This window comes from Sapientia aquatica (assembly GCF_004358105.1).
Classification (GTDB): domain Bacteria; phylum Pseudomonadota; class Gammaproteobacteria; order Burkholderiales; family Burkholderiaceae_D; genus Solimicrobium; species Solimicrobium aquaticum.
Genome location: NZ_SMYL01000001.1, coordinates 355,462 through 378,858, shown reverse-complemented (window position 1 = coordinate 378,858; position 23,397 = coordinate 355,462). Strand labels below are relative to the sequence as shown.

General features: G+C 51.3%; 18 protein-coding genes and 1 tRNA gene. 5 read left to right on the top strand and 14 right to left on the bottom strand.

Translation table 11 applies throughout. From position 1 onward, the window contains the following. Positions 1 to 24 precede the first annotated feature (24 nt). From E2I14_RS01715 to E2I14_RS01705, 3 genes are all read right to left on the bottom strand, one after another. On the bottom strand, positions 25 to 4,878 hold the full coding sequence (locus E2I14_RS01715; RefSeq protein ID WP_133324801.1) for a DUF3857 domain-containing protein: 4,854 nt from the start codon (positions 4,876 to 4,878) through the stop codon (positions 25 to 27). A 418-nt stretch (positions 4,879 to 5,296) separates the two neighbouring features. Beyond that, positions 5,297 to 6,568, bottom strand: a complete 1,272-nt coding sequence (locus tag E2I14_RS01710; RefSeq protein WP_133324799.1) for a hypothetical protein — start codon at positions 6,566 to 6,568, stop codon at positions 5,297 to 5,299. Positions 6,569 to 6,796: 228 nt separating this feature from the next. Further along, entirely contained in the window at positions 6,797 to 7,198 is a 402-nt protein-coding gene (locus E2I14_RS01705; protein ID WP_133324797.1) for a hypothetical protein, read from the bottom strand. Between the two features lie 198 nt (positions 7,199 to 7,396). Here E2I14_RS01705 and E2I14_RS19565 point away from each other — a divergent pair, with 198 nt between their 5' ends. Next, positions 7,397 to 7,933 carry an ASCH domain-containing protein gene (locus tag E2I14_RS19565; protein ID WP_227544552.1) on the top strand — a complete coding sequence of 179 codons (537 nt, stop codon included), beginning with the start codon at positions 7,397 to 7,399 and terminating at the stop codon, positions 7,931 to 7,933. A gap of 39 nt (positions 7,934 to 7,972) precedes the next feature. After that, positions 7,973 to 8,161: a hypothetical protein gene (locus tag E2I14_RS19560; protein WP_227544551.1), complete on the top strand. Its 189-nt coding sequence runs from the start codon at positions 7,973 to 7,975 to the stop codon at positions 8,159 to 8,161. A 254-nt stretch (positions 8,162 to 8,415) separates the two neighbouring features. On the opposite strand, the gene E2I14_RS01690 is transcribed toward E2I14_RS19560, so the two are convergent. Continuing rightward, positions 8,416 to 11,148, bottom strand: coding sequence for an Ig-like domain-containing protein (locus tag E2I14_RS01690; protein ID WP_133324795.1), 2,733 nt, complete (start codon positions 11,146 to 11,148; stop codon positions 8,416 to 8,418). Between the two features lie 808 nt (positions 11,149 to 11,956). Between E2I14_RS01690 and E2I14_RS01685 the strand changes: the two genes are divergently transcribed. Further along, positions 11,957 to 13,087 (top strand): alpha/beta fold hydrolase, encoded by a 1,131-nt coding sequence (locus E2I14_RS01685; RefSeq protein ID WP_206105560.1) that lies wholly within the window; start codon positions 11,957 to 11,959, stop codon positions 13,085 to 13,087. A 310-nt stretch (positions 13,088 to 13,397) separates the two neighbouring features. On the opposite strand, the gene E2I14_RS01680 is transcribed toward E2I14_RS01685, so the two are convergent. Beyond that, complete coding sequence (locus E2I14_RS01680) at positions 13,398 to 14,162, bottom strand: class I SAM-dependent methyltransferase (protein ID WP_133324793.1); 765 nt, start codon at positions 14,160 to 14,162, stop codon at positions 13,398 to 13,400. 101 nt (positions 14,163 to 14,263) lie between these two features. On the opposite strand from E2I14_RS01680, the gene E2I14_RS01675 reads away from it, so the two are divergent. Then, positions 14,264 to 15,058: a helix-turn-helix transcriptional regulator gene (locus tag E2I14_RS01675; protein WP_133324791.1), complete on the top strand. Its 795-nt coding sequence runs from the start codon at positions 14,264 to 14,266 to the stop codon at positions 15,056 to 15,058. A 641-nt stretch (positions 15,059 to 15,699) separates the two neighbouring features. Here E2I14_RS01675 and E2I14_RS01670 read toward each other — a convergent pair. The 4 genes from E2I14_RS01670 to E2I14_RS19235 all read right to left on the bottom strand — a co-directional run bounded on the left by E2I14_RS01670 (position 15,700) and on the right by E2I14_RS19235 (position 17,438). Then, positions 15,700 to 16,224: a PEP-CTERM sorting domain-containing protein gene (locus tag E2I14_RS01670; protein WP_133324789.1), complete on the bottom strand. Its 525-nt coding sequence runs from the start codon at positions 16,222 to 16,224 to the stop codon at positions 15,700 to 15,702. Positions 16,225 to 16,462: 238 nt separating this feature from the next. Further along, the gene (locus E2I14_RS19240) at positions 16,463 to 16,609 is read right to left on the bottom strand and encodes a hypothetical protein (RefSeq protein ID WP_165967720.1); all 147 of its coding nucleotides are present in this window, start codon (positions 16,607 to 16,609) and stop codon (positions 16,463 to 16,465) included. Positions 16,610 to 16,657: 48 nt separating this feature from the next. After that, positions 16,658 to 16,876, bottom strand: coding sequence for a hypothetical protein (locus E2I14_RS01665; protein WP_133324787.1), 219 nt, complete (start codon positions 16,874 to 16,876; stop codon positions 16,658 to 16,660). 292 nt (positions 16,877 to 17,168) lie between these two features. Then, the gene (locus E2I14_RS19235; RefSeq protein WP_165967703.1) at positions 17,169 to 17,438 is read right to left on the bottom strand and encodes a hypothetical protein; all 270 of its coding nucleotides are present in this window, start codon (positions 17,436 to 17,438) and stop codon (positions 17,169 to 17,171) included. A 2-nt stretch (positions 17,439 to 17,440) separates the two neighbouring features. On the opposite strand from E2I14_RS19235, the gene E2I14_RS01660 reads away from it, so the two are divergent. Then, entirely contained in the window at positions 17,441 to 17,692 is a 252-nt protein-coding gene (locus E2I14_RS01660) for a hypothetical protein (RefSeq protein WP_206105559.1), read from the top strand. A 711-nt stretch (positions 17,693 to 18,403) separates the two neighbouring features. On the opposite strand, the gene E2I14_RS01655 is transcribed toward E2I14_RS01660, so the two are convergent. The 5 genes from E2I14_RS01655 to E2I14_RS01635 form a co-directional block, all read right to left on the bottom strand. Next, positions 18,404 to 18,497 (bottom strand) — tRNA-Ser (locus tag E2I14_RS01655). A gap of 92 nt (positions 18,498 to 18,589) precedes the next feature. Next, positions 18,590 to 19,840 (bottom strand): aspartate kinase, encoded by a 1,251-nt coding sequence (locus tag E2I14_RS01650; protein ID WP_133324785.1) that lies wholly within the window; start codon positions 19,838 to 19,840, stop codon positions 18,590 to 18,592. A 291-nt stretch (positions 19,841 to 20,131) separates the two neighbouring features. Next, positions 20,132 to 21,517, bottom strand: coding sequence for a tRNA lysidine(34) synthetase TilS (tilS, locus tag E2I14_RS01645; protein WP_133324783.1), 1,386 nt, complete (start codon positions 21,515 to 21,517; stop codon positions 20,132 to 20,134). 110 nt (positions 21,518 to 21,627) lie between these two features. After that, a complete protein-coding gene (locus tag E2I14_RS01640) occupies positions 21,628 to 22,602 on the bottom strand; it encodes an acetyl-CoA carboxylase carboxyltransferase subunit alpha (protein ID WP_133324781.1) in 975 nt (324 codons plus the stop codon). A 141-nt stretch (positions 22,603 to 22,743) separates the two neighbouring features. Next, entirely contained in the window at positions 22,744 to 23,394 is a 651-nt protein-coding gene (locus E2I14_RS01635; RefSeq protein ID WP_133324779.1) for a DNA-3-methyladenine glycosylase family protein, read from the bottom strand. Between the last annotated feature and the right edge of the window lie 3 nt (positions 23,395 to 23,397).

Sequence of the window (23,397 nt, the reverse complement as noted above, 5' to 3'; positions counted from 1 at the left end):
TGCCATGGCAATCCCAATACCATCCTAGCTTTTCGAACGCGCACTATTGAGTTTGTCGCGCCATTTTTTGGCGAGATTGCTATCGGCGGCTTGTCCTAGTTCCCCTTTTTCGTAGACCTTGATTAAGCGCTCCATCGCCGGTTGATCTCCAACGTTAGCGGCTTTTTCAAACCAGCTAAAAGCGGTGTTAGGATTCGACTCGACACCGCGGCCTTCTTCATACAGCAGGGCCAACTTGCGTTGGGCTTCTGGGTTGTTTTGTTTGACTGCGGCTAAATACAGTTCAAGCGCTTTGTCCATATCGACTGGGACGCCGTGTCCAGTTTCGTACATACCGGCTAAGGCGGATTGGGCAGCCGGCATTTTTTGGGCAACGGCCTTGCGGTAAAGCTCCAACGCTTTAAGATAGTCCTGCTGCACACCTTGGCCTATCTCATAGGAGTAGCCGAGATTATTCTGACCTATCGCATCGCCCTTGGAGGCTGTTTTCTGGTACCACTTTACCGATTCGGCATAATCAATTGCAACACCATAGCCCTCTATGTACATATAACCCATTTGATTTTGGGCTGGAGTGTAACCTTGTTGAGCTGATAGCCGAGTCCATCGAAACGCTTCAGAGTAATTTTTGGGAACTCCCCATCCCATCAAGTACAATCCAGCGAGTTGATACTGGGCATCAGCGTTACCTTTATCGGCGGCGAGTTGATACCAACGCAGCGCCTCCTTGTAATCTTGTTCTCCACCGAGGCCGTATTGATACATTTTTCCAAGTGTATTTTGGGCGTTGACATAGCCTAATTGCGCTGCCTTATGCATCAAGTCAATGGCAACTTTGAGGTCTTTTTCGACGCCAGTGCCATCTAAGTATAGTAAAGCCATCTCATATTGCGCCGCGGCGATGTTTTTATCCGCTGCTAGTGTCAACCACTTAGCAGCTTCTTTATTATCCTGCTCGACGCCAGTACCTTTTTCTAACAACAACGCCAAACTCATTTGCGCGTCAGTGTTGCCTTGCTCTGCGGACTTTCTGTACCACTGCGCCGCCTTTGCAAGATCAGGCGTTACTCCTTGTCCAGACTGATATAGATGAGCCAAATCATTTTGTGCCAACGCTAATCCTTGGTTGGCGGCTAATTGGAACCATTTAATTGCTACTTGATACTCTTGCGTTACAGCCCAACCATAACGATAAAATTTACCAATATTACGTTGACCATAGGGGTTACCTTGGTCTGCGGCGACTCGATACCATTTCAGTGCTTGATCGAGATCTCGCGACACGCCCTGCCCCGTTTCGTAGGCGAATCCAATATTGTTCTGCGCGTCGCTGTTTCCTTTGTCGGCAGCCAAGCGATACCACTTAAGTGCAACTTGGTAATCCTGCGTGACGCCATGACCGTAATCGTAGAAGCAACCAAGATTGTATGCTGCGACGGCATTACCTTGGTTCGCCGCCAATAGATACCAACGAGCGGCAACTTTATAGTCTTGCGCTACACCGCGACCAAAATCGTAGATCACCCCCAGACTAAACTGTGCGTCGGCGTCGTCTGCAAAGGCTGCGCGGCGATACCATTTACGGGCTTCATTGTAGTCCTGCGCCACGCCCTGACCTTGTTCGTACATATACCCAAGATGGAACTGAGCTAATACATCACCTTGCTCGGCAGCGAGTAGATACCATTTGATGGCCTGCTCGTAGTTTTTCTCAACGCCCAAGCCTTTTTCTAGATGTTCACCGTAGTTAAATTGTCCAAACGGATCGCCTTTTTCGGCGGCCAGCAAGTACCATTTATCGGCAATTGCATCGTCTTTGGGCACACCATTGCCTGTGCCATACATAATGCCTAAGTGATTCAAGGCTCTCGGATAACCCTGTTGGGCGGCTAACTTGAACCAATACAATGCCTTCACATAATCGACATCAACGTTTCGACCATTGTAAAAAAGGGTTCCCAGTTTATATTGCGCCATGGGTGAGCCATTCTTTGCGCCTTCTTGCCATTTGGCGATCGCGCCCCTTGAGTCGTTGTTGTTCCAGGCCTTAATGCCGCTCTCAAACATCAGATCATGAGGCTGCAACAGGCGCCACTCGGCCATAGCAGGTAGGTAAATCGATGAGGTGCGCACTCCGTTTGCTTTTAACCAACCAAAGGCGCTATTGGCAGTGACCAAGTCATGGGTAATTAGTGCACGTTGCCCAATATAGAACCTAGCGTCGTTCATCGCTAATTCGGCGGCATCGTTTGGTAAGGCTTTTAGGATGGTCATCAATTGTTCTGGCTCAATGGCGCCGACTTGCATAGCAATTAGCGGACGTGGCCAAGGACCATCGGGAATAGCAGCAGCGTAATCCAACAAATCAACAGGGATAGTGCGATTGACGCGTTGATAGAGGGCGATTTCGCTGGAGACATCGACACTGCTGAGCCCCGCATTCGCTAGTTTGCTCTTAGCTTGGCGATAACGCTCCATATCGGCAATGGCACCTTCGGCGTCACCGGAATAAAAGCGCGCCCAAGCTAGGTCAAGCAGGAAGCGACTATCGTCGGCCCATGCTGTGCCAGCCCGATATATGTCCAGACCCTGTTGAAATTCCCCCTTGGCAAACAGCATTCGGACTAAACATTTACGCGTTTGAGGATCATTAATTTCTGCGCGAAAAGCGGAGTCCAGTTTTGCCCAACGGTTACGTGCTTGCAGATCGTCCGTATCCGTAACGGGGTAAAACCGCATAACATCAATAAGTGTGTTGCACAGATCGTCGGTAAACTTCTGTTGTTTCACGTCTTTATAGCTGGCGAAATGCTCTGCGACCCTCGCGCCCAATCGAATGTCTTCTAATTCGCGAAACGAATAATCGGTAAATTCGGGAGCGGCGATATAGGACTTTGGCACATGAAAAGTTCCAGCAACGAGGTCATTCAAGCTCTTTGCCTTTACTTGCAAGTCAGGGAGTTCGTCCGCCTCGATTTTGTCGCGTTTGACGTGATAATCCATCAGATAATTGAGGGTTTGCCCCTGATACTGAAGTTCCTCGTGCGCGGTAAAAAACGAGTTGTCGAACGTTTGCTGGAAAGGAGGTTCGCTAACCCGAAAGGTTGCTGGCCATTGAATTGTTAGTCGATAGCGACCATGGTATTTACCGCGCGGCAGCTCAAACGGATAATTCCGTACCACCTTCTTGGGAATCCCCAAAGTACCATCAATGATCTGGCTGTCAAATTCAAAATCGTAGCGCGATTCCTTGTCAATGAGCGGCTTGGGTATGGTGTAGTGGGCTGCGATCTCAAATTTGTTTTGCACCGGATCGTCTTTTAAGCTGGGTGTATCGAGCAACACGATTCCCGGGTATTGTTTTTCGTACAGCGCCAACATTTCTTTCTTGAGTTCTTTGGGAGCTAAGGTCGGGTAGTGCAATCGAGCCCATTCGGCGTAGTTGCCACGGTAAATTTCTTGCGTTTGTAAGCTCGCTTGGCCGTCAAAACTGGCCAGCGAGATGTTTTCGACATGTTCGTACTTCGGCTCGATGTTGGTAGACTCTGGCAGCGTGACTAAGGCATCGGTGGCAGTATCGACCACCAAACCTGAAGCACCGGGGAAAGATGCTGGTAGTTTTTCGAGCGGCGAGACTTGGCCGGTGCGGGTTGGGTCTAGATAGTACTGATGCCCATCCACGGTGACTTGCACAATCATATGATTAAACAAGGTTGGTGTGGCAATGATTTTGGCGGGCAATTTGGGAGCGTCGGCCAAGATTAGCACCGGGCGCGCGGCGATACCTAACTGGTCCAAAATACTAACGAGCAAATAACTTTTATCTTTGCAATCTCCAAAGCGCTGGTGGATGACAGACTCAGGCGCATGCGGGCGATGCGAGTTTTCGCCGATCGAGACACTGAAATAACGTACCTCATTTTGCACCCAACGCAGCGCCGCCGCGACTTGCTGCGCGGGCGTGCTTTCTTGGGAAAATTGTTGTGCCAGTGCTTTTAAGGTGGGAGTGGCCGCCGCCTTGGGAAATAAGCTATCGGCCCAACCCGCCACCGCGTGCCAATCGGAGTATTCGCTCACTTGAAACACGCGCGCTGGCAAGTAGTCGCTCGGAATGGCCGACTCGTTATCCATTGCTTCCAAGCCGCGCCCCTCAAAACGCAGGCGTTGTAGATCACCGATTTCGTCGATTGTCGGCGTCACATCACCACGTCGGAAGTCGCCAAGTTGACGCCAGTGCAGCTTACGCTTACGCGGATGCAAAATCGTCACACGCCGTAATTCAATCGGCGAACTATTATCCCAACTAAATTCACTGGCCCAGCGCTGGCCAAAGACGGGATTCTCGCCCACAACGGTGTAGGTAATCCACAATGTATCGCCAATACGAACATCGTCCAATAATAATTGCACCGTTGTCGCGCCGCCATAGACGCCGCTTTCCATGTTGGTTTCACGCTGCAATAAACGGGTGTTGACAGTGGCAGTGTGATCAATCGATTTATCGCCGCGCAAAATAACCACCTTGTGTAAAAGGAGCTTTTGATAGGCGGGGAAATAACTGATCCCATATTGCCCAATTGTGCCGAGCGCACTTTGATCATTTACTTGGATTGCCCTACTAAACAACATGGCTGGAGCCGTATCGACCCAAGCCTGCACTTCCGATAGGCGAAAAACTACTGGATCGGTTCGCTCGGTGGCGGGCAAGTCGCCTAGCGGCTGCATCCATTTGGGCAACGCTGCGCCCCGCACAAAGCTGTTGACCCCGGCTTTGCTCGACGAGCTTGGGTTATCGGATGGCGTCGCAAAAGTGTATGTTGAACCTAGACTCAACAAGGCAACAAATAAAGCAGAACCAACAAATGGGCGTAGTTTCATGAACAATTGGGGTAGTTAGAAGGGAGGTGCAGCAAATAAATGTCGATCCGGTGCGCGGTCAACAGACCATGCAGAACACTAGGTCAACAGAGGTGAAGCGATGAGGTACAGCGATGAGGTGCAATAGGAGATTTCAAGAAATAGCAGGCCGCGCATTAGAATTGTCCTTGAGCAATTTTTCAAAATATTGACTCTACAATAAAACAACCAATTATGCGGAATTAAAACAAAAATATTTGTTGAATTTGACTATTTTTTTCTACAACGATCGATCTAACTGCTTTATGAAAGACTCCTGATCATGAAGCATGACAGGTTGGATCAATCAACGAAGTCCGTTGATTGATCCAAAGCACTCGCACTGGGCGCCCCTTGCACGGGATGAATTGCCGGTATTCATCCATGCCAGGCCTTCCTTTTAATTACTCGCTGTGAGCACCGAATTGGTCGTGGTGACCGTGGTGGAAAACAGCAATCCAGTCTCCAAACTATACGAGTTGGTCGTTTGCGTCGACAAGCTGCACAGCGTGGTTCCGTTGGAATTAAACGATTGGGTATTGGTGGTCGAATAGCTCGATTGCACCGTGTTCAAACTCGTCGTGACCGTATTGATTTGCATCACATTGGGCAAGAGTAACGCGCCGCTGCATTGGGCTGGCAGGCTCGACACGGGGCCGACTACCGTTTGCGTTTCAGCGACCAAAGGCTGGTTCGGGAGCGCGCCGCTGGGGTACCAATCGAAGGCTGCATAATTGGTGATCGCCGACGCCGAAGAAGTCACCGCGCTGGTAATCGGAATGATGTAGCCGCCATTGAGTAAGCTTGGCACGCCTACCGTATGGGTCGTGGAATTGGTCGCGTTAGCGGATGTGATGGAGCCAGTACCATCCGAATGTTGAGTCACGGCCACGCTGCTGCCGTTGGCATTATTCTGCTGGTAAAAAAACGCGCTGTCGTCGTATTCGGTACGGCTGCGGGTGTAAGCCTGATTAACATTATTGGGCGGCGCGACATTGGCGCTATTGGTGTTGGTGAAGCTCAACGTTTGGGTGTAGGACTGAGGCAGCGTAATGCTATCGCCGCTTTGCAAGGGGAAATACAGTCCCGCACGCGGCGTGGTGTAGTTGGTGCTCGTTTGGGTTGTTTGTTGATACGGCCCACCACCTAAGGCGTTGGCGGTTTCGTCGCGGGCAATGACGCTCGACGTTTGTGCTACATCGACGGTGTACTGTCCGTATTTATCCAAATACAGATCGCGATAATCGTCCACCGTTTGCGCAATCGGCACGCTACCGGTACCGGGATCTTGGGTGATGGTGTAGGTGTAGGTCGAATTGAGATCAAAGTTGGCGGGCGCACTTGCGGGTGCTTGCAGCACGTTTTGCGTTTGATTAAAGGTATAGGCCAACGTGTTGTTGATGTGGGTCGCGTCTGGCACGGCATACGTCACCACGCGCACGACGGAACCGGCAAACTGGCGCTGCATCCCGGCTTGCAATAACGGTGCGACATTGGGCGTACTGGAGCCGCTCGGGCCAATGGGCACATCCACGCCGACCGACAAATCACCGCCTCCACAGGCCGACAACAGCAGCGTGACACAGGCGATGGCGATCAATGTTTTGTTGCTACGTATTGCCGCGCTAGCACGGCTTATTTGGGGCAAAGACTTCGTCATTAGGGAGTTCATACAATCTTTCGCGTTATTCGTTGAAGGGATGGTAGTCAGACAGTCAGATGCTGACTTGGGCTAGTAACGCGAGGATGTAATGCGGCGATGACGGCATGAATGAAACGATTGCAACTGTTTGTAAGAGACCTGCGCGCAAGCGCCACGCCGATTCTGGCACGATAAAAAACGGCGCATTAAGCGCCGTTTCTATCCTCTCAATATTGCACTGACTAATTTCAGCGGCGATTATTTCGTTGACGCCTCTTTCACCGCAGCAGCCTTGACTTCCGTCTTAACCGTCGTCATTTTCGCCGCGCCTTTTTCGGTCGCCGTTGTCACCGCCGCTGGCACAGCCGTTTTGGCCGAGGTGGCGGCTTGGCTCGCTTTAGCGCTAGTGGCGCTTGCCGCGGTTGCAGCAGCGATAGGCGCTTTAGTCTGCACCGCGCTGGTCGTTTTGACAGCTCCTGAAAGCGGTGCGCTGGTCGCTGCTTTGACCTCACTAGTGGCTTTGGTCGTTGACGCACTAGCGGCAGCAGTGACGGCTGGCACGGGAGCTGGAGCAGCGCTTGGCGTAGCAGCAGGTGTTTGAGCAAATGCCGCACCAGTAGCTAAGGTGGCAGCAAGTAAAGTGGTGAGTAATTTGTTCATGGTTGTATCCTGTTTAGTTTAGGTTGCGTAGATAATCTACGTACTGCTACAACGCGCGCTCAATCGCAAACGTTGACGGGCCAGATTAGAGCGCGCCTTCGGCCCACAGCGGTCAACCAACTACGCGGCGGCGCTTTGTGTCGGCCTAGTTTTGTCTGCCTGGCATGTCAAGGCCCAACGAAGGCGCGCTAATTTTCCTTGTTTTGGCATAGCCAAGACGAGCGCTACGCGATAGACTTTTTGGTGTTGCCGATCAGCGCTGCAACGATCATCAATGTGCCAGCGCCGAGGGGCACGAGCTACCGCCAACCAAACAAGCGCAACATCAACATGAATCGACGAAAGCGGTTGCCGTTTTGGGGTGCCAACGAGGACGATGACCGTCTGCCCGGAATTGTCATCGACACAATGAAAACGGTCACCGCCGATACGCTCGACAACTACGACCAACCTGATGGCGAGTATGGCGACGGCAGTGATGCGGTCGGCGATGAAATCGCGGTGGTTGGTTTGCGCCAACGTCTGCGCTGCATCATCCGAGCGACCAAAGTGGACGTCATCAGATTTGGCAATATTGCCGAAGAAGTCTGGCGCGGCGAGGCCTTTTCTAGCGCGCAAGAATTCCAAGACTGCCATCGGCGCTGTTTGCCCCTGGCCCATTTGCACGACGATGTTGAATTCGTCGCGCTGCGTTTTGAGCTGCTCGAAGTGGTGTCGGGTGCACTTGCCTCGTAACGCTTGCGATAGCCGCTGGAGCCACTGCACGAGTGGTTCATGCACCGTATTTTTTATTTGGAGGCGACCATGAATGACTACATCCTACTCATGTTCAACGATGTATTAGATCCAGCACAAGCCGACGACGGCGTGCAGTGGCAACAGTATTTGAGCATGCTTCGCGCGAGCGGCCAATTCGACGGCGGCAGCGCTATCGGAGCAGGCGAGCGACTAAAAAAGGGATAAACTGCACAACCTGCGCCAATGGCGTTGAGCGGATTTATTCGCGTTCAGGCAAACGACTTGGATGACGCCAAACGATTTTTAATTGGAAATCCAAACTACGAAGCCGGCGGCACAATCGAGCTGCGCGAGCTGCCTAAAACCTAATCGCGCGCCTAATACGGGTGAAGCGAGCAGCGATTCGGCAACGAAAAAAGCCCACAAAATTCTGTGGGCTTTCGTTATTTGCTACTTACTGCGCTACTAAATCAACGCCGTTATTGCAATTCGCCATACATCGTATTAACTAACGGATTTTGATAACTGGCAGCAATCCAACTGAGGAAACCTTGTCCATTGCCATTGGCATTGACTGCCGACAGGTAATTATTGGTACCCGTAATAATCGATGACTGCGAAACAGACCATGCCATCGTGGCAGGATTGAACTTCAGCCCACCAACAAAATAGTTGGAACCATTATTGCCTTGTTCATTGCAATAAATCGCACCAGTTGCTGACGCTGCGCAGGTCTGGACATACATATTGGTCTCAAGATTGATCGCTGTATCCGTCACAATTCCGGTTGCCCCGTTCCTAATCGAGGTAAATACCGTGGGGCCTGTCGCATAATTTGAGCCAGTTACCGACAAATTGCCCAGACTATCGCGCGAAATCAAGATGGGATAGATGCTCGTCGACGATAAGTTTGAGTAAGTGGGCGCGGCGCTAGGTTGAGATAAACCAGCAACAAAGTCGGACGCCTTGACATCGACCAATTGGATCGGTCCGGCCGCTGCCGAGTACAGACGAGAGGCAATGGCAATCTGTCCGCTACCGCCGTCGTCGATTGCCAATAAAGGACCGAAATTCCAATAATTAGCCCCAGTAATTGAGCCCGCTACAATTGGCGTAGAGGACCAACTTGCCGAACCCACCGCCCCAGCGACCATCAATTGCTCACTGTAGTTCGAACCCGAACGTTGACCATTAACATACAAAGCGTACGCATTACCAGCATTGTCAGCAACGCCAATAAGCGGACTAGAAGGGGCTGAATAATTACTTGAACCGTTCACGATGGCATACGTGGTTGAGTACAGCATAGTGCCGCTATCCCACGTTCCTGATTTGTACAAGTAGGCCACATCATCGTAGTAATAGCTGTAAGTGCTACCTCCAAACGACACGAATGAATATTGCGTCACACCGATAATTGCATTACCTTGCTGCCCGACCGAGAGTGTTATAGCGGTGTTCGAGTTTTTATAAAACGTTGGATTAAAAATATCGGTCGCAACCGTGGCCGTCGCGGCAGAAGCATTTACGCTAACCATTCTGATACCGGACTGGGATGCGCTATTGTTGTAGACCCCAAAAGCAATCACAGAATTGCCTAGACCATCGGCCGCCATTCCCAGGCTTGAACAATTGGATTGTTGTGCCGATGGTGATCCGACGCAAGATTGTGGAGTGATATTCATCGCACTATCAATTTGCACCGGAGTTGACCAAGTCGTTGCCCCATCGGCCAAGGTGCTCCAATACATGGTTGATTGGTTCAATGCCGTATTTTCTACCCAGACCAGATTGAGATAACCCCTGGAATCTAATCCCAACGCATAAACGGAGTTGCCATTATTGAGCACTGGGGCAGTATTCATCTTGATTGGCGTAGGTTCCCAAGCGCCAGCAGTAACGTCAAATTTATTCACATACAAATCGGAATTGCCTGCATCGATTTCAATCCACGCTTGAAAGAAATTGCCCGTGTTGTCGTTAGCAGCAATAATTTTACTCGTCGATACTACCGTGCCACCAGGACTTGGATAACCTACAGTCGAAAATGGAAATGCATAGGTCTGACCCAACGATTGGGCGCCGGTGGCCGCCGTGCTAGTGACCGAACCAGCTACCGCGATGTTGTAATTAGTTCCCGTCGAAAACGACTGATTCATCGTCAACACGACCATCGAACCGAAAACCTGTGAAGTCGATGAAACCGGGCCAAATGGGCCGACGACTTGCACCGAACTCGCGGTGACTGTCGCAGGATCCACCGCTTGCGAAAACGCTAGGATTACTTGCGCATTTAGACCCGAATTTTTGGATGTCGGTGTCGGCATGGTGTAGATCAATTCAAAAGCAGATCCTGGCCCGGCCGCCCCTTGTGCACCCGTCGCACCGGTTGCGCCGGTTGCACCTTGTGGACCTGCTGGGCCCGTCGCGCCGGTTGCACCTGTGGCACCCTGCGGCCCTGCTGGGCCAGTTGCGCCTTGAGCACCGGTTGCACCCGCAGCGCCAGTTGCACCTGTGGCACCTTGTGGGCCCGCTGGGCCAGTCGCACCGGTTGCACCTGTGGCACCCGTTGCACCTGTGGCACCCTGCGGCCCTGCTGGGCCAGTCGCGCCGGTTGCACCTGCGGCACCTGTGGCACCTTGTAGGCCTGCTGGGCCAGTCGCGCCGGTTGCGCCAGTGGCACCAGTGGCACCTTGTGGGCCCGCTGGACCAGTCGCGCCTTGGGCACCTTGAGGCCCAGTTGCGCCCGTTGCACCGACTACCGGCGCTGCGGTCGTAAATTGAAAGGTCACTGCGCTAGAGAGCGTGCCACCGCTGACACCTTGCAAACCGGGGCTAACGGTGACGGTGTAGGTGGTTGAATAGGCCAAGGGCGCCGTTGGGGTAAAAATCAGTCCCGAGCCGACCGCAACGGTTTGACCGGCGACGCTGGTGCCGCCAGAGGTCAGCGTCATATTGCCCGATAACGATGCGCTATTAATGACGTCGGAAAACTGAACAACGACCGAATTCGTGATTGGAACTGCCGTCGAATTGGTTCCTGGCAAAGACACCAGCTCAGTAAAATTGGGAGTTGATTTGGCTTGGACGCTGGGCGCTACTGTCACCGCCGCTGGGGTCGAGCCAGAACCTGAGCTTCCGCAGGCGGCTAACACCGTGCAGCAGGCGACAAGCCCGCTTAGTTGTTTTAGTTTTGAAAAATAGTTGTACATCTATCCCTCCCTGATAAATAGGATTTGATTTTGATTTTGAATTTGATTTTGGGATTTAAAACAGAATTAGCACCACGCATTGACACTACTGGAGAGTCGCAAAGTTGAGATCAATTGTTAAATCTTAACGAATTTTAACAATTCAACTGATGGCAAAACCCATTAATAGCTAAATTACTATCAGTAATTTCCACATTGCGTTAGCGCACTATTAATTTTTTGTCTTATTTATGTCACACATACGATACTAACGCATTGTTTTTAATATGAAAATTGACACATCCAGCGGTTCAACAAGATCAATAAATCACCCAAAAAGCGCTAAAAAAGCGCGTGAAAAATAACGCGAAAACAGCCGCCCGTGAGGCATATTTGTCAGACGAAAAACGCTACGTGTCAGACGAAATCGTACACACAAGTAGTCACCATTGTTAAATTCTTCGCATAAAGGCTGGCGAATGCGCTGCGATCGATCAAGGCCAACCTGAGCCGACAAATCAGTGATCGATCAAGTTGGCTCCTCGGCATTGCCGACATCATTTACCCGCCCATTTGCTCAGGGCTTGGCACATAAAGCATGATGAGCAAAGCCAGCGTTAGCCCAACGCATACGCCCTCAACTCGCCTGCCGTGGCGCAACAATTCGCCCCCGTCTGAGCCAACATCATTGGCTGTCCCGATAAAACCTTACCGCAATGACGTCAATCTTGATTTAATACGGCATCCGCTGCGCCACGTTGTTTCGAGTCAAGCAAGCCAATAGCGCGATCCACGCACAAGCTAACGAATCCAAATCAGGAGCAATGCCATGCCCGTCAAAAACCTCATGCAAAACATCCTACTTGCCGCAGCCAGCATCGGCTGGTTCTTCAATGCAGCGGCAGTCGAGCCTATCGTGCCGGTGCAGCACGAATTTATCCTGCACAATTTTACGACCGAGAGCGGCGTGACACTGCCCGAGGCCAAGGTCGTCTATGGCACCTACGGCACGCTCAATGCCGCGGGCGACAACGCGGTGCTGCTGCCATCGCATTACATGGCCACGCTCACCGGTTATGACTTTCTCATCGGCCCAGGCAAGGCATTGGACCCAAGCAAATTATTCTTAATCACCACCGAATTATTTGGCAATGGTCGCTCGTCCTCGCCCAGCAATACGCCCGAACCGTTTCACGGGCCGCGCTTTCCGTTGATGACGGTGCGCGACAATATCAACGCCGAATACCAACTCTTGGCCGCGCTCAAGGTGCCGCATTTGCGTAGCGTGATCGGGTTTTCGATGGGTGCACAGCAGGCTTTTCAGTGGGCGGTGAGTTATCCCGATTTCATGGATGGCATCGTCGCCACTTCTGGCACAGCCAAAACCTATGGACACGGCATTGTGCGACTTGAAGGTCAAATCGCCGCAATTACGGCCGACAGCAGTTTTAACAACGGCGACTACACCGCACCGCCCGAGAAAGGCTTAGAAGCATTCGCCGTGGTCTGGACCGGTTGGCTGTTTTCGCAGGAATGGTGGCGCCGTGAAATGTGGCGCATCGACGCGCCGGCCGACATTACCCTGGCCAAAGTGATTCAAAACTTTCGCACCGATTTCATCCCGGGCGCGGATGCCAACGATTTGATCCTGCAAATGCGGACCTGGCAAACCCACGATGTCGGCGGTACGGCACCCTTCCACGGCGACGTCGAAGCGGCACTCAAATCGATCAAAGTGCCCGTGCTATACATGCCTTCGGAAACCGATTTGTATTTTCCAGTCAGTGACGCCAAGTACGAGGCCGCCTTTATTCCCAACGTGACCTTCGCGCCCATCCCGTCACTGTGGGGACATCCGGCGGGTGCCGCAGCCAGTCCAGAAGATGGCGAGTTTCTCAACCAGCACATGGCGGCTTTTTTGCATGCGACTGAGCATTACGATGCCGCGCAACACAAATAGCGTGGGCTGATGCTGCATAGATAAAAGCGTGGCAGGCTAGAACGAACCCATGAAGTCCGTTCGTAAAAAGTAATTACGTCCTCTTGCGCGCAGTGCGGTATGCAGGGATGCCGTCCCAGCCAACAGCAAAATTTAGCCATTTGTCCTGGGGCCGACACTAAGGCAGTGAACACAATCGCCAACTCGTCATCCCCGCGCAGGCGGGGATCCAGAAAATGCATTGCAGCCGGGCAACATATTGAGCCAATATCGTACACATCCTTAGATTACAACGCCTGTCGGATAAATCTTTACCTGCCAACCATCACCGCTAGCGCAGCGCAATCACCACACTATCGACGGTAAAACTGCCGTCCGACTCCAGCGCAAAATACTCGCGCACTTCGGCGCTCGCCATCTGCTGCAACGAGCGTATCGCTTGGACATGGGCGGGCGGCGTTTGGATGCGCTCCACCCACGCACCAAACTCCAAGCGCAAACGGAACTGATGCACAGCGTCGATCACAAAACCAGCTTGTGCTAACCAGTTGGTCCATTGACTCAACGATCCATTGCACACATGCGACGGGTCGCGCAGCAGCTCCATGCTTTGCAACCAGGTATTAAGTAAGGGCATTTCCGGCGCGATCACGTCCATCACCACGCCAATTCCATTCGGCGCAAGCACTCGGCGCAGTTGCGCTAATCCTGCTGGCACGTCGCGCCAATGATGGGCGCTGTAACGTGTGACCGCCACATCAAAGGCCCCGTCTTGCTGCGGTAAGGCTTCAGCGGCAGCAAGTTGGGTGACGATATTACCTAGGCCGCGCTGCGCCGCTTCGGCACGCACGACCGAGAGCATTTTCTCGGATAAATCGCACGCCACCACTTCCTGAACCAAGCCCGCCAAGCGGTATGCGGCATGTCCACCGCCGCAGCCCACATCGAGCGCTTTGGCGTTCGGGCGCGCACCAATCAGCTCGGCCATGCAGTCCAAATCGGCGCCACTAGCGTGCACCGCACTGGTTAAATAGGCGTTAGCGCGTGGGCCGAATTGATTGGTCACCAGCGTGTCGTGGTTAGCATTATTGATCATGAAAAACTCCTAAAGTGAATCGAGAACAGAAAACTAACTCGATTGTTACGCCGAATTTAACCTAGTACAATAATCTCATTTATCCTAGTATATAGTTCACCATGACCGATGCTCACCGCCGCACGCTACTTGGCGAATTCATCCGCTCGCACCGCGAACGCTTAACGCCTGCGGCCAAATCGATCGGACGCCGCCGCACACCCGGATTACGGCGCGAAGAATTGGCCCAAGCCTGCGCGGTCAGCGCGACCTGGATTACTTGGCTAGAGCAAGGGCGCGATGTAGCCGCGTCGGTCAATGCGCTAGACCGTTTAGCGCAAGCGCTGCAACTCAGCGCCGCCGAGCGCGCCACCTTGTTTGATCTGGCCGAAAAGCGCGACCCGATTGCACCCGACGAGCCCAGCGCAGCACTTTTGCCAAGCACCTTGGCCTTACCCGCCTTGTTTGCCGCGCCGGCGTATTTGCTCGACCATACTTGGACCGCCAGAGCATGGAACGACGCCGCCGCGCAATTATTTGTTGGCTGGCTAGACAGCGCAGCGAGCGAACGTAATTTGCTCAAATTCGTCTTCTTGCACCCCGCAGCACAAACCCTAATCGACGACTGGCCCGACCGCGCCGCGCGTTTGGTGGCCCAATTTCGAGCCGATTTCAGCCGCCATCACAACGACCGCGCCATGCAAGAATTAATCGAGCAATTGTCGGCCCAAAGCCCCTATTTTGGTCAATGCTGGAAAGCACAACACGTGCTCGCCCGAGACAGCGGCGCGCGCCATTTTCAGCACCCAATAGTCGGTGCGCTGCACTTTATGCAAACCACATTAATTGTGGCCTCAGAATCCGACTGCAAACTCGTCTGCTTAGCGCCGCTCGGCACGGCAAACCACAGCGACTAAGCCATCAAAAAAAAGCCCCACCCCCCGCGCAAGCACAATGGCAGACAGCGATGCAATGCCTGCCGATTCATTGCAGATGCTGGAATGGCATCACGGCCTTGAGCAAGACTTAGTCAATTGGCGCGCCGCTAACTAAGGTGGCACACCAACGCCAACTCGTCATCCCCGCGCAGGCGGGGATCCAGAAAATGCCTAACATGGCGTGCTGCACGGTCGTTGACTGGTCGATAAATCGCTAGATTCCCGCCTGAACGGGAGTGACAGTAGGTTCAGGTTGGGTTGAATGGAGGCAAGCTGAGAGCCAGTTCCTGCGGGACAACTCTTGATGCTGGGATTGCGTCCGAGCCTAACTGTATTAAACGGCACAGCCGATCCCAAAACGCCCTCAGCGCAGGCGGAAATGGCGAAACAACGAGTAATCGGTTGATGGTTAAGCTACGCGTGCAACACCATGCGGTGCTTGACTGCGCCAAGATCTCGCAGCACGCCTTTGCCGATAAAGCAGGAAAAGGAAAGAAGGAAGGAAGGAAGGAAGGAAGGAAGGAAGGAAGGAAGGAAGGAAGGAAGGAATAAGCCACCATCAAAGCAAAAAGCCCGCACTAAGCGGGCTTTTTTTCTGCAACAAGCTTACCGCGCAGCGTTTAGGATTTGCGACGCACAGCAGTAAAAGCCAACAAACCAAGTCCCAACAAGGCAATCGATGCTGGTTCAGGGATTACACCTTCATCGTTTAACGAGAAGGTGGTCGATTCTTTGATGGTACGTTGATTGGCGTAGATATAGGCATTCGCGTCCGTACCCCAGATATTGACTTCCGTACCGCTCGACGTAGCAAACAGCAGGCCGTATTGATCCATCAACGGATTAGCGGTCGGGAATAATTGGTCATTAAACAGGAAGATGCCGTTTGGCGACTTCGCAAAACTAATGCCGTTTGGATTGAGCAACAACGTTAAGGTGTCGGAAGCGCCCAATACAGTTTCTGTACCGCTACCGCTGATCACGGTAAACGTGCCGTCACCATTTGGATTGGCAACCAATGTGCCACTACCCGAAGCGCTAGGGCCGCTAAAGGTAAAATCAAACAATTCTGTTGCTTGCGCTTGGCTCATTCCAAACGACAATGCGGCGATGACCGCGATAGACAATGATTTAAACATGTTCATTTTTTTTCCTCTAACTAGGTGAAGTGGACCTAATGAACTAACAGCAATTTGCGTGCCACAAATCGAATTATCAATTAATTCAATCACTTAACCAAAATTGCGTTGCGTTTAAATCAAAAGTGTCAAAAATATCGACACTGATCGTGCCGCTCTTGGCGACCTTAATGTGGTGGGCTGCTAGGCAAAACCGAGCAGATTGATCGTCGCTAGTAGGATTTCCCTCGCTTTTCGCACACTACTAGGGTAAATCCAGACAGCGCACCAACATGCCGTGCAGCAGCTTTTCTGCGACGCGTAGGTCAATCCCAAAATCCGCCTGCGCGGGATGGATGGTAGCTTGAGGTGGGTTGTGTTGAGTAGATAAGCGATGAGCCAATCTCAACATCGTGCTCGTGGATGCTGGGATTAACCCCAGCCCACATGCCAAACAGGATTAGCTGCTCAATACGCCGCGCGCCGCGCTGGCTTGGGCTTTACTGAGGCACTGTTGCGTTTGCTGGGCGACTTCTGTGCGCAGCGACCAAAACACGGCTAATAAACTGCTTTTTTCGATGTCCGAAAAGCCGTCCAATTGCTCTAAGATATGCTGCTGTGTTTGAAGAGAAGCGCTCGGCAGAGTTGTTTCATTAACGACAAACGACGTGTTCTTCATACGTAGACTCCTCGACAACAAAATTAAAATAGTGACCTCGTGAACTCCTTTATAGACCATATTTCACAAAAATGTCAGCATTTGTCTTACACGGTTACAACTTTTTTTTACACCCTCCGTGTCAGTGCCTGTCTTACTTTTGGGAAACTGTTTTACCAAAAGACAAGTACGATTCTGGCAATTCGTTGATCTGGCGCGGCTTAGCGGGCGGCTGCTGGCAGGATCGACAATAAAAAAACGGCGCAACGGAGCGCCGTTTTTTACTGGCTGTTGTCCTACACGCCACACCGAATTAGTTGGTTGACGTCTCTTTTACCACAGCGGTTTTGGAGTCCGATTTCACCGTGGCAACTTTCGCTTGCGCTTTGGCTTCCACTTTCGTTGTCGCCGCGCTCGCTGCTGGGGCAGCAGTTTTCACCGAGGTCACGGTGTGGTTCACTTTAGCCTGCGTGCCAACAGCCGCTTTAGTAACAGGCGCGGTCGGAGCACTCACGGCCGCTTTGGCATCAGCACCAACTTTGCTGCTGAGTGCACTCGTTGATGCGCTAACGGCCGCTTTCACTGTTGGCGCCGCAGTCGCTGGTGCAGTTGCTGGTGCAGTCGCTGGTGCAGTTGCTGGTGCAGTTGCTGGTGCAGTTGCTGGTGCAGTCGCTGGTGCAGTTGCTGGTGCAGTCGCTGGTGCAGTCGCTGGTGCAGTTGCTGGTGCAGTTGCCATTGCAGTTGCCGGTGCAGTTGCCGGTGCAGTTGCCGGTGCAGTTGCCGGTGCAGTTGCCGGTGCAGTTGCCGGTGCAGTTGCTGGTGCAGTTGTGGGCGTAATTGCCGCGGTTGTGCTTGTTGGCGTTGGAGTTTGAGCAAATGCCGCACCAGTAGCTAAGGTGGCAGCGAGTAAAGTGGTGAGTAATTTGTTCATGGCAGGGTCATATGTCGTTAAGGTTGCGTAGCCGTGCTACGTACTCCTAAAACGCCAGCCATCAACCCAGCGTTGACCCGCATCGTTAGAGCATGTGCTCACCTCCCACTGTCAACCAAGCGCGCCAACAGACGTTTAGGCGCGCCGGACTGCAAGCACAGGCCAGCTTACCCTACTAGCATAATTGGCTCCACAATATCCCCTCGCCTATCAAACCGGTCTGACGTTATAGCCAAACTAATTGATCGCAACGATGATCTGCGCATAACATACAATCCACTTCGTTCGTGAATAAATTCGCCAATATCGCATGCTTCAAGCTTGAGTAACAACGATGTACAAACGAGGAAGTGTCGTATCACCGCGCCAACGAAGTAAGCGAAATGATTTTATCTGGAATGGTTCGCACAAAGAGGGTAAATGCCTTGATATGTTGAGCCAAAAAATATCTGCACTCGAATAATTGAATGTCGAATCGTCTAGGTAGGCGATTCACAATATTCCTAACGACCACGCTGTAACCATGACATATGAAACTGTTAGAAACAAAAAACCCGCACAAACACTTGGTTTTATGCGGGTTTTGGGGTCTCTCGCTACTGCTCGAAACGTGTTTCTGGCGGAGACCTAGGGATTCGAACCCTAGATGCAGGGTTAAGCCCGCATGCTTCCTTAGCAGGGAAGTGCCTTCGACCGCTCGGCCAGGTCTCCACTCTTTTCTAACAGTGCTTTAGTTGCTCACCGTTGGAAGACAGGCATGATAGCTTCTCACCGTTGCTTGGTCAAGCGAAAATCGGAAAAAATTACTGATTTTCCATGCCAAACGCTTTGTGCAACGCACGTACTGCTAGCTCCATGTATTTCTCGTCGATCAATACCGAAATTTTGATTTCCGAGGTCGAAATCATTTGAATGTTGATGCCCTCTTCCGACAAAGTGCGGAACATGTGGGACGCGATACCGACGTGGCTGCGCATGCCGACGCCAACAACCGATACTTTGGAAACTTTGGCGTCACCAATAATGCCGGTAGCGTGGATTTGCGCTTGCACGTCGCTGGCTAAAACTTGCATCGCTTTGGTGTATTCGTTGCGCGGCACGGTGAAAGTAAAATCGGTTTTACCCTCCACGGATTGATTCTGGATGATCATATCCACTTCGATATTGGCATCAGCCACTGGGCCTAAAATTTGGTAGGCAATTCCTGGGCGATCGGGCACACCGAATACGGTGATTTTTGCTTCGTCGCGATTAAATGCGATACCAGTAATTGTGGCTTGTTCCATGTTGGTGTCTTCCTCAAACGAAATCAGAGTGCCGGATTTTGCTTCGATTTCCAGCGGTATTAATGGGTCAGTTAGTGATGATAAAACGCGGGTTGGCATTTTATAGTTACCGGCAAATTCGACCGAGCGGATTTGCAATACTTTTGAACCGAGAGACGCCATTTCCAGCATCTCTTCAAAGGTGACGGTATTTAAACGGCGAGCTTCAGTCACCACACGCGGATCGGTTGTGTACACGCCATCGACGTCAGTGAAAATCAAGCATTCTTGCGCCTTCAATGCGGCTGCCACTGCAACGGCAGAAGTGTCCGAGCCACCACGACCAAGCGTAGTAATGTCACCATCTTCGGTCACGCCTTGGAAGCCGGTAATGATTACAATTTTGCCGGCATCTAAATCACGTTTAACCTTAACGTCATCGATACTCGCAATACGCGCTTTGGTATGCGCGGCGTCTGTTTTGATGGCGACCTGCCAGCCCGCGTAGGAAACGGCTTGCTTGCCAATGGCTTGCAATGCGATCGCCAATAAACCTACGGAAACTTGTTCGCCAGTTGCTGCGATGACGTCGAGTTCACGCGGATCGGGTTGGTCGCAAATTTCTTTGGCCAAGCCCAGAATTCGGTTAGTTTCGCCTGACATGGCGGAGGGAACAACAACGATTTGGTGACCTGCGTCATGCCATTTGGCCACGCGCTTTGCGACATTTTTGATGCGCTCGGTTGAGCCCATCGAAGTACCGCCGTATTTATGAACAATTAAAGCCATAGTGAATGTAGTAGCAAATAGGAACAGAAAGTGGTGCAAACTGCGCAAAAAAATAAGCCACTAACTTTACATGCTGCAACGCAAAATAACAAGCCTAGTTTGTTACTTAAATATGCTTATAACTGAATAGTATTAAGAAATTTAGTGAAACTTCGCCAAATCACCGAAGAAAATGCAGCTTTTTTATAAAAAGGATTATTTTTCTTTGATGGGCGCAGGAATCAGCCCCGTTTGATTAACATTTGATGACTTAATCGTTAAACAAATTTAGTTGAACCAGCACCAAGATAGTTAATCCGCCTGCCATTCCAACACGTAGCAATCCGCTTGATCCCCATTGAGTTGCAATGCGCTGAGCGCGCCGTTCATCCCAATTCCTGCAGCAAAAACCAATTCTTTATCGGCAAAAACAAACGGCAATCGCTCCCGCTGCCAATACGCAATCCCAGCGGTTTGGTAATGACTCTTCATATCGCGCGTTGGACGATTGGGCGCTAATTTAAGCCTTTCCCCGCCCTGCCTTGGTCGAATTTGCAGCCTTTGTTCGGCCAACCATTTACTTGGGATTCCGAACTGATCGGGCTGCGCCTTATGGAAACACAACTGTCCTGCAAACGAAGGGAAGGCAATACTGGCTTGCCCCTGCCAAACAAAACTGATTACATCCGGCGTTGGAAGCGCGCATTTAGCGATGCTCAATTGCTGACGATATCGATGCACTTCTACTTCACCATGCTTTACGCAAACTTGGGCATCATCACGCGCATGCAAAAGTTGTTTGCGAATTTCACTCAAACGCGCCGCACTCGGCATTTGGACATTATGCACAGCGATCCAATAACGCAGCACGTTGTCGATGCGCTCGTCAGGCAAGTCTTGCAGCGTCACCACGTTTAATTCACGCGAATTCGATTCGGACAAACATAGGCGATAATCTTGTTGCGCTAACTGTTCTAACAGCACCAACGCAGATTGCGCATGCAACGCTGTGCGAGCAAAGCGTGATTGAAATCCGGGGAAATGCTGCGCCAACAGCGGCATGATTTGATGCCGCAGCGCGTTGCGGGCGAAGCGTTCATCCAAGTTGGATTCGTCTTCAATGTGTTGAATTTGATGTTCGGTTGCGTAACGCTCAATCTCTTCACGGGTCGCATTTAATAATGGACGCACTAACAATAAGGTTTCGTTTTCGAGCAAACTTTTGGCGTAATGACTTTGCTGCATCCCGCATAAACCAGCTATCCCAGCACCACGCAATAATTGCAGCAACAACGTTTCTGCCTGATCGTCCTGATGGTGTGCGGTCAATAAGACGTCAATTTGATGTTGCTGGCTCAGTTGACCTAAAGCGCTATAGCGTTTTTTACGCGCAGTGGCCTCGATGCCTTCGTCTTGCGTTTGCCCGAGTTGAACATAGGCGACTTCAAAAGGAATATCCATCGCCTTGCACTGCTGCTCGCAGTGCACGACCCAAGCGTTGGCATTGGGGCTTAATCCGTGATGCACGTGCAGCGCCATCAGTGGCAAAGAATGATGTTGAGCAAAGGTCGCACACAGTTTCAACAACACCGCCGAATCAAGGCCTCCGCTATACGCCACGGCAATGCGCGGTTGTTCGGTTTGCGGCGGCAGATTGGTAAGGATTTGATTCAAGACCAAATCAAATTGTGCTTGCATGGACGGCTCTTAAAATAAATAAAGGCAAGTGACTCAGATTTACTCTGCGTCCACCTGCCTTGGCACTCGTAACACGGAACTGGCGAAACTATTTCGCCGAATAAAACAAATTATTCAGCTGCTTTTGTTTCTTTAAATTTACCGTAGCTCATCAGTTTTTCATGGCGAGCTTCGAGCAAATCCTTGGTTTTAACTCCTTGGAATTGGCGCAATGTATCGGCCAATGCGCGTTTTACCAACACCGCCATTTGCTTCGGATCGCGATGTGCGCCGCCCAATGGCTCGGTAATAATTTTGTCGATTAAGCCAATTGCTTTCAACCGATGTGCTGTCAAGCCTAATGCTTCAGCGGCATCGGCAGCGCGTTCGGATGTTTTCCACAAAATCGATGCACAGCCTTCTGGTGAAATAACGGAGTATGTTGCATATTGCAACATCAACACAGCGTCACCGACCGCCATGGCCAACGCGCCACCAGAACCGCCTTCACCAATAATGGTGGCGATCAGTGGCACTTTCAGCTCGGCCATCACGTACAAATTATGGCCAATCGCTTCGGACTGACCGCGCTCTTCAGCGTCGATACCAGGCCATGCGCCAGTGGTGTCAATAAAGGTAAACACCGGCAAATTGAATTTTTCGGCCAACTTCATCAAACGCATCGCTTTGCGATAGCCTTCTGGTTTTGGCATACCGAAATTGCGGATGGCGCGCTCTTTGGTATCGCGGCCTTTTTGATGACCCATGACCATACATGCTTGACCGTTAAAGCGCGCTAAGCCACCGACAATAGCTTGATCGTCGGCAAAGCTGCGGTCGCCATGCAATTCATGGAAATCGGTAAAAATTTCGTTGATGTAATCGAGGGTGTAGGGGCGTTGCGGATGACGGGAGATTTGGGACACTTGCCATGGGGTAAGTTTGGCGTAGATATCTTTGGTTAATAACTGGCTTTTCTTGGAAAGTCGGTCGATTTCTTCTGAAATATCGACTGCTGAATCATCCTGCACAAAACGTAGTTCTTCAATCTTAGACTCTAGTTCGGCAACGGATTGCTCAAAGCTCAGAAATGTAGTTTTAGTCATCCTAACTCCCTTAACGCAGCATTTAAGAACACTGCAAAATTATATCGGTTTGTCGCGCTTAAAAATTTACCTAAATCAACATTCGATCGAATAAATTATGTCCTGCGACCAACCCAGTTAAAGCAAAATCACGTAAATCAATCAGTTGGCGGCTTTGGTTTCAGTAGCAACCGAATCCAAACTGCGCCATAAATACCAAGTAGCGACTGTGCGCCACGGTTCCCAGTTAGCCGCCACTTCTCTGGCATCGCTGCGCGAAACAGGTTCACCGGAAAAATAATTAATACTGATGCCTTTTAATAAGCCCGGATCATCCAACGGCAAAATATTTGGCCGGAGCAGATTAAATATCAAAAACATCTCCGCTGTCCAGCGTCCGATGCCACGAATTTGAATTAGCTCGGAAATGACGTCTTCGTCGGCCATCTCCGCCCATTTTTCAACGTGCACCCGTTTTTCTTTAAAATGCCCTGCTAAGTCGAGAATATACTCAGTTTTGCGTTTGGACAAGCCGCAAGCCAGTAATTGCTCGGAGCCAGCATTGATCACATTACTAGGCGTGCACTTAACACAAGTCGCCAAGAATTTACCCCAGACAACATCCGCTGACGCAACCGTCACTTGCTGACCGACAATTGAACGACACAGAGTCAAAAATGGCTCGCCACGACCGGCAAGACGTAAATCACCAAACTGAGGAATAAGTTTGCGCATAATTCGGTCGCGCTTCATTAACTCTTGTTTGGCTTGCTCCCAGTACTCGGGGAGCTCGCGATAAGGTGGATTTGTCATGCA

Bases quoted from the DNA above. Each gene is read 5' to 3' on its own strand.
- E2I14_RS01715 (WP_133324801.1), bottom strand. From the start codon at position 4,878: ATGAAACTACGCCCATTTGTTGGTTCTGCTTTATTTGTTGCCTTGTTG.
- E2I14_RS01710 (WP_133324799.1), bottom strand. From the start codon at position 6,568: ATGAACTCCCTAATGACGAAGTCTTTGCCCCAAATAAGCCGTGCTAGC.
- E2I14_RS01705 (WP_133324797.1), bottom strand. From the start codon at position 7,198: ATGAACAAATTACTCACCACTTTACTTGCTGCCACCTTAGCTACTGGT.
- E2I14_RS19560 (WP_227544551.1), top strand. From the start codon at position 7,973: ATGCACCGTATTTTTTATTTGGAGGCGACCATGAATGACTACATCCTA.
- E2I14_RS01690 (WP_133324795.1), bottom strand. From the start codon at position 11,148: ATGTACAACTATTTTTCAAAACTAAAACAACTAAGCGGGCTTGTCGCC.
- E2I14_RS01685 (WP_206105560.1), top strand. From the start codon at position 11,957: ATGCCCGTCAAAAACCTCATGCAAAACATCCTACTTGCCGCAGCCAGC.
- E2I14_RS01680 (WP_133324793.1), bottom strand. From the start codon at position 14,162: ATGATCAATAATGCTAACCACGACACGCTGGTGACCAATCAATTCGGC.
- E2I14_RS01675 (WP_133324791.1), top strand. From the start codon at position 14,264: ATGACCGATGCTCACCGCCGCACGCTACTTGGCGAATTCATCCGCTCG.
- E2I14_RS01670 (WP_133324789.1), bottom strand. From the start codon at position 16,224: ATGAACATGTTTAAATCATTGTCTATCGCGGTCATCGCCGCATTGTCG.
- E2I14_RS19240 (WP_165967720.1), bottom strand. From the start codon at position 16,609: ATGTTGAGATTGGCTCATCGCTTATCTACTCAACACAACCCACCTCAA.
- E2I14_RS01665 (WP_133324787.1), bottom strand. From the start codon at position 16,876: ATGAAGAACACGTCGTTTGTCGTTAATGAAACAACTCTGCCGAGCGCT.
- E2I14_RS01650 (WP_133324785.1), bottom strand. From the start codon at position 19,840: ATGGCTTTAATTGTTCATAAATACGGCGGTACTTCGATGGGCTCAACC.
- tilS (WP_133324783.1), bottom strand. From the start codon at position 21,517: ATGCAAGCACAATTTGATTTGGTCTTGAATCAAATCCTTACCAATCTG.
- E2I14_RS01640 (WP_133324781.1), bottom strand. From the start codon at position 22,602: ATGACTAAAACTACATTTCTGAGCTTTGAGCAATCCGTTGCCGAACTA.
- E2I14_RS01635 (WP_133324779.1), bottom strand. From the start codon at position 23,394: ATGACAAATCCACCTTATCGCGAGCTCCCCGAGTACTGGGAGCAAGCC.